Origin of the sequence: Streptomyces sp. 35G-GA-8, from assembly GCF_023534745.1 — a bacterium.
Classification (GTDB): domain Bacteria; phylum Actinomycetota; class Actinomycetes; order Streptomycetales; family Streptomycetaceae; genus Streptomyces.
Map to the genome: position 1 here is coordinate 453,133 of NZ_JAMHJQ010000008.1, position 6,083 is coordinate 459,215.

Annotated in this window: 4 protein-coding genes, 2 rRNA genes and 1 pseudogene; 2 read left to right on the top strand and 5 right to left on the bottom strand. The window is 71.0% G+C overall.

All coding sequences use genetic code 11. From position 1 onward, the window contains the following. The first annotated feature begins 41 nt into the window (after positions 1-41). Entirely contained in the window at positions 42-980 is a 939-nt protein-coding gene (locus M1203_RS21045; RefSeq protein WP_249951295.1) for a siderophore-interacting protein, read from the top strand. 27 nt (positions 981-1,007) lie between these two features. Here M1203_RS21045 and M1203_RS21050 read toward each other — a convergent pair whose 3' ends face one another. Beyond that, on the bottom strand, positions 1,008-2,063 hold the full coding sequence (locus tag M1203_RS21050) for an HAD-IIA family hydrolase (protein ID WP_249951296.1): 1,056 nt from the start codon (positions 2,061-2,063) through the stop codon (positions 1,008-1,010). A 71-nt stretch (positions 2,064-2,134) separates the two neighbouring features. On the opposite strand from M1203_RS21050, the gene M1203_RS21055 reads away from it, so the two are divergent. Further along, complete coding sequence (locus M1203_RS21055) at positions 2,135-3,412, top strand: DUF1015 family protein (protein WP_249951297.1); 1,278 nt, start codon at positions 2,135-2,137, stop codon at positions 3,410-3,412. Positions 3,413-3,485: 73 nt separating this feature from the next. Here the strand turns inward: M1203_RS21055 and M1203_RS21060 are convergent, their stop codons facing one another. The 4 genes and pseudogenes from M1203_RS21060 to M1203_RS21075 all read right to left on the bottom strand — a co-directional run. After that, a complete protein-coding gene (locus M1203_RS21060) occupies positions 3,486-4,286 on the bottom strand; it encodes a tetratricopeptide repeat protein (RefSeq protein ID WP_249951331.1) in 801 nt (266 codons plus the stop codon). 234 nt (positions 4,287-4,520) lie between these two features. Then, positions 4,521-5,462 (bottom strand): annotated as a pseudogene (locus M1203_RS39235) (hypothetical protein); the annotation flags it as partial. 156 nt (positions 5,463-5,618) lie between these two features. Then, positions 5,619-5,735, bottom strand: a 5S ribosomal RNA gene (gene rrf, locus M1203_RS21070). Between the two features lie 270 nt (positions 5,736-6,005). Further along, positions 6,006-6,083, bottom strand: a 23S ribosomal RNA gene (locus M1203_RS21075); the annotation flags it as partial.

The following is a 6,083-nucleotide window of genomic DNA, read 5'->3' on the forward strand; positions in this document are numbered from 1 at the left end:
CCTCGCAATCGATCTCGCAGCGGGAAAGGCGAAGAGGCCCCATGACCGATGCACCCTTCCGGTTCTTCACCGTCGAGGTGCTCCGCACGGAGCGCGTCACCCCATCGATGGCGAGGGTCGTCCTCGGCGGCCCGGACCTGGCACATATGGCCACGGCCGGACGCGACCAGCGCGTCAAACTGTTCCTGCCGCGGCCCGGCGAGCGCGAACCGGTCATGCCGGACCCGGCGCGGGCCGACTGGTACGACGCCTGGCGCGAGCTCGACCCCGGGACACGCGGCATCATGCGTACCTACACCGTGCGCGAACTGCGCCGCGAACCGGCCGAGTTGGTCATCGACTTCGCCCTCCACGGCACGGAGAGCAGCGGCCCTGAGAGCAGCGGTGTCGGCGACAACGGGGGCGGCGGCAACGGTGTCGGCGGCAACGGCGATGGCCTCGACGGCGGTTGTGGCGGTACGGCGGTGGACGCGGCGTCAGGACCCGCCACGCGCTGGGCGCGAGCGGCCCGGCCCGGCGCCCGGATCTCCGTACTGGCACCGGTCGACGAGGAGAACGCCGGCTATGACTTCAGGCCCCCGGAGGGCACCGACTGGATCCTGCTGACCGCCGACGAGTCAGCCCTGCCGGCCATCGCCGGGATCCTGGAATCCCTGCCGCCCGGCATGCCGGCCCGGGTCTGGATCGAGGTCCATGCCCCGGCCGACCGCCAGGAACTCCCCACGAAGGCCGACGCCGAGATCGTCTGGCTCACGCGCGACCATGACGCGCCGCCCGCCACGGCGGACGCGATCCGCGCCGCCGTTCTGCCCGGGGGCACCCCGTACGCCTGGATCGCCGGTGAGTCGGCGACCGTGAAGGCCGTACGCCGCCATCTCGTCGGCGAGCGCGGCTTCGACCGCGGAGCCGTGAAGTTCAGCGGCTACTGGCGCCGGGGTGCCTCCGAGGACCATCTGATGGCCGCCGCGGAAGAGGCGTAGCCACCCGGCCCGTAGCCACCCGGCCCCTCACAGCCCCAGCTTGGCCAGTGCCTTGCCCGCGTCCCGCGCGCAGGACCCGTCACCCGCGTCCGTCCAGGCCGCCGCGCACAGCGCGCGCAGCCCGTCCAGCGCCGCGCCGTCCCCGTCGAGCACCAGCGCGCCACCGCCGACGTACGCGGTCCACCCGCCGCACCGGAAGGCTCCCGCGCCCCCGCCGGCCCCGGTGACATCGGCGACCTCGGAGACTTCGGGCTGGCCGGTCAGCAATCCGCGCAGATCCGCGTCCACATACGTCGGCCGGTGCCGGGGCTCGGCGGCCAGCAGGCCCGCCGCGTCCGTCACACCGGTCAGGACGAGCAGCGAGTCGACCCCGCCGTTGATCGCCCCCTCGATGTCCGTGTCCAGCCGGTCCCCGACGACCAGCGCGCGCTTCGCCCCGGTCCGCAGGATCGTCTCGCGGTGCATCGGGGGCAGCGGCTTGCCCGCGACCTGCGGCTCGGCGCCCGTCGCGATCCGTACGACCTCGACCGCCGCGCCATTGCCCGGCATGATCCCCCGCGCGCTGGGGATCGTCAGATCCGTGTTGGACGCGAACCACGGGACGCCCCGGTTGATCGCGTAGCACGCCTCGGCGAACCGTCCCCACGCCAGATCGGGCCCCCCGTACCCCTGCACCACGGCGGCCGGGTCGTCATCGGCCGACTCCACCGGTTCGAGTCCGCGCTCGCGCAGCGCGATCCGCAGCCCGTCCCCGCCGATGACCAGCACCTTGGCCCCCTGCGGCAGCTGGTCGGCGATCAGCCGGGACACCGCCTGCGCCGAGGTGATCACATCGGCGGGCTCGGCCGGTACGCCGAGCTCCGTCAGATGCGCGGCGACGGTGTCCGGCGGACGGAGCGCGTTGTTGGTGACATACGCGAGCCGCATACCCGCGTCCCGGGCCGTGTTGAGCGATTCGACCGCGTACGCGATGGCCTCCCCGCCCGCGTACACGACCCCGTCGAGATCGAGCAGAGCCGTGTCGTACGCCTCGTTCAGCGCGGTCGTACTCCCGCTCGGCCTGGTCCTGCTCCGCTGGCTCATCCGTCTTACGCTCCTCGTTCGGGTTATCCCCCGATCATCGCGCATCCCCGTACCGCACATACGATGCCCGAATGAACACAACAGGTCCCGCGGACAAGGGGCTGCGGCTGATTCCGTTCCGCGGACTCCGCTATGTCCCCGAGCGGATCGGCAGTCTCTCCGCGGTGACCTCGCCGCCGTACGACGTGGTCGTCAGGCCGGACGGGCTGCACCATCTGGAGTCGGCCGATCCGCACAACATCGTCCGGCTGATCCTGCCGCAGGCCACCACCCCCGAGTACCGCCACCGACAGGCGGCCACGACGCTGGAACAGTGGCTGTCGGAGGGCGTCCTCGCCCCGGATCCGGAACCCGCGCTCTACGTGTACGAGCAGCGCAAGGGCGAGCTGCTCCAGCGCGGGGTGATCGGGGCCCTGGCCCTCTCCGCCCCGGCCGACGGCATCGTGCTGCCGCACGAGGACGTGATGCCGGACGTCGTCGCGGACCGCGCGGCCCTGATGCGGACGACCGCGGCGAATCTGGAACCGCTGCTCCTGACGTACCGGAACGGGGTCGAGGCGGGCGGCGCGGCAGCGGTCATCGAGCGCGCCATCCATCGCTCCCCGCTTCTCGCCACCACCACGGAGGACGGTTTCAGCCACCGGCTGTGGTCGGTCACCGACCGCGAAGACCTCACGGAGATCACCGGTGATCTCGCCCACCACCAGGCCCTGATCGCCGACGGACATCACCGGTGGGCGACGTATCTGCGGCTGCGGGACGAGCACCCGGCCCCCGGGCCCTGGGGCTACGGTCTGGTGCTGCTGATCGACACGGCCCGATACCCCCTCCAGGTCCGCTCCATCCACCGGCTGCTGCACCGGCTGCCCGTCGACCGGGCGGTGGCCGCGCTCGCGGACTCCTTCCGGGTCCGTACGCTCGACGGGCCGCTCCCGGAGGCCCTTGACGCGCTGGCGGACGCCGCCGCCTCGGGCAACGCGTTCCTGCTCGCCGGGGACGGCCGGTTCCGGCTGATCGACCGGCCGGACCCGGGCCTGCTCGCGCGTACGGTCCCGGCCGACCGTCCGGCGGCCTGGCGGAGCCTGGACGCGACGGTCCTGCACGCCACGCTGCTCGACCACATCTGGCGGATCCCGGACGCCCCGGAGCACATCGCCTACATCCATGACACCGAGGCGGCGGTCGGAAAGGCGGAACGCGACGGCAGCACGGCGGTCCTGATGCACCCGGTGCACGAGGACGTCGTACGGGAACTGGCGCTCCAGGGCGTCACGATGCCGCGCAAGTCGACATCCTTCGGCCCCAAGCCGGCGACGGGGCTGGTGCTGCGGAGCCTGGCCCTCGGCTGACATCGCTCAGGGCCTGGCCCGGCATGCGTGTGGGCGGCACCCCGGCCGGGGTGCCGCCCACATGTTTCGTCACTCAGCCTTTGTCGGGGCCTGGGCTGTTCCTGTCGCGGTCATTCGTGTCGCCGACCTCGGCATCGGCCTCGATGTCGTCGTCGATGTCCGCCTCGATGTCCGCCTCGATGTCATCGTCATCATCGTCGACATCAACGCCGGCCTCGGCCGGGGCAGCCTGGGTCTCCGGCTCGTCCTCGTCCTCACCCATGGCATCGACGAACTCGACGCCGTCCAGCTCGGCGAGACGGTCCGAAGCATCCGTCGCCCCGTCCTTGTCCGCCTCAAGCGTCTTGCCGAACCACTCGCGCGCCTCGTCCTCACGCCCGGCCGACAGCAGCGCGTCGGCGTACGCGTACCGCAGCCGCGCGGTCCACGGCTGAACGGAGTTCGAGGCCAGCTCGGGGCTCTGGAGGGTCACGATGGCCGCGTCGATCTGCCCCATGTCCCTGCGCGCACCGGCCGCGACGAGCCGCATCTCGACCTGCCCGGCCTTGTCGAGCTTCTGCACCTCGGGCTCACCGGCCATCGCCATCGCCCGCTCGGGACGGCCGAGGCCACGCTCGCAGTCCGCCATGACGGGCCACAGATCGACACCCCCGGTCATCCGCCGCGCCGCCCGGAACTCGGCCAGCGCCTCCGCGTACTTCTGCGTCGCGTACGCGGCGAAGCCGGCGGCCTCACGTACGGCGGCGACCCTGGACGCGAGCCGCAGCGCGATACGGGAGTACGCGTAGGCCTGCTCCGGGTCCTCGTCGATCAGCTTCGCGACCATGACGAGGTTCCTGGCGACATCCTCGGCGAGCGTCTTGGGCAGGCTCATCAGCTCCTGCCGGACGCTCTTGTCGATCTCGTCGCCCGTGACGTCCTCGGGGATCGGCAGCCGCTTGATGGGCTCGCGGTCGCGGTCCCGGTCGTCACGACGCTCGTAGCCACCACCGCGGCTGTCGTCACGGCCCCGGTATCCGCCGCGGTCCCCGCCCCGGTCGTCGCGACGCCCGTAACCGCCGCCACCGCTGCTGGGACGCCCGCCACGGTCATCACGGCGCGGGCCACCGGGACGGTCGTCCCGACGCCCGTAACCGCCGCCACCACCGGCCGGCCGGCCACCGCGACTGTCGTCACGGCGCGGCCCGGAGGAACGTTCATCCCGACGGAAGCCGCTCGGCCGGTCGTCACGACGGTCGTCCCGGCGGTCGTCGTCACGACGGAACCCGCCACGGCCGCTGTCCTGACGCGGGCCGCCGGGCCGATCGTCACGACGGAAACCACCGGACCGGTCATCACGACGGTCATCGCGACGCGGACCGGCAGGCCGGTCATCACGCCGATCGTCACGACGAAACGCGGGACGGTCGTCACGGCGATCGTCACGACGGAAACCACCGGACCGGTCATCGCGACGGTCATCGCGGCGAGGACCGGCAGGCCGGTCGTCCCGGCGGTCGTCGCGACGGAACCCTCCACGATCACCGTCCCGACGCGGGCCGCCGGGCCGATCGTCACGACGGAAACCACCGGACCGGTCATCACGACGGTCATCGCGACGCGGACCGGCAGGACGGTCGTCCCGACGCCCGAAGCCGCCACGGTCGTCAGAACGGCGCGGAGCGCTCGAACGGTCGTCACGACGCCCGTATCCGCCGCCACCGCCACCGGTCGGCCGACCGCTGCCACCGGTGGGCCGGCCACCGCGGCTGTCGTCCCTGCGGCCGTAACCGCCACCGCCGGAACCGGCGTTGGGGCGACCGCCACGATCGTCATCACGACGCGGACCGCCGGAGCGGTCGTCGCGACGGGGCCCGCTCGGCCGGTCGTCACGCGCACCGCGGAACCCGCCACCGCGATGGTCATCACGGCGGTTGTTGTCATCACGACGGAATCCACCACGGTCCCGATCATCACGCCGCGGTCCACGCTCGCGGTCGTCACGACCTCCGCGGAAGCCGCCCCGGTCACCGCTGTCCCTGCGGCGCTCATCGCGCTCAGGACGGTCGTCGGAGGAGTTGGGGGACATCGGTTGGGCTCCTGTCTTCGGGTACCGCAGTCATTCTCGCGCAATCGGCCTTCCGATGCGCTTCGGGCAAAAAGGGGTGAAAACGAAAAAAGACCCGTGATCCAGCGTGAACGCTGGACCACGGGTCCATGAAAGATTGTTCGGCGGCGTCCTACTCTCCCACAGGGTCCCCCCTGCAGTACCATCGGCGCTGTGAGGCTTAGCTTCCGGGTTCGGAATGTAACCGGGCGTTTCCCTCACGCTATGACCACCGAAACCCTATCGGGCCATCCCGCAGAGCGGGATATCGGCACTTAGCGAACAAGCACACTCTTCAATTGAGTACATACTGGTTCAACCGGTGCGACTGTTCGCAACCCGGGAACCACACAGTGGACGCNTATGACCACCGAAACCCTATCGGGCCATCCCGCAGAGCGGGATATCGGCACTTAGCGAACAAGCACACTCTTCAATTGAGTACATACTGGTTCAACCGGTGCGACTGTTCGCAACCCGGGAACCACACAGTGGACGCGAGCAACTGAGGACAAGCCCTCGGCCTATTAGTACCGGTCAACTCCACCAGTCACCTGGCTTCCATATCCGGCCTATCAACCCAGT

Coding starts and splice junctions, on each gene's coding strand:
- M1203_RS21060 (WP_249951331.1), bottom strand. CDS start 4,286: ATGAGCCTGCCCAAGACGCTCGCCGAGGATGTCGCCAGGAACCTCGTC.
- M1203_RS21050 (WP_249951296.1), bottom strand. CDS start 2,063: ATGAGCCAGCGGAGCAGGACCAGGCCGAGCGGGAGTACGACCGCGCTG.
- M1203_RS21055 (WP_249951297.1), top strand. CDS start 2,135: ATGAACACAACAGGTCCCGCGGACAAGGGGCTGCGGCTGATTCCGTTC.
- M1203_RS21045 (WP_249951295.1), top strand. CDS start 42: ATGACCGATGCACCCTTCCGGTTCTTCACCGTCGAGGTGCTCCGCACG.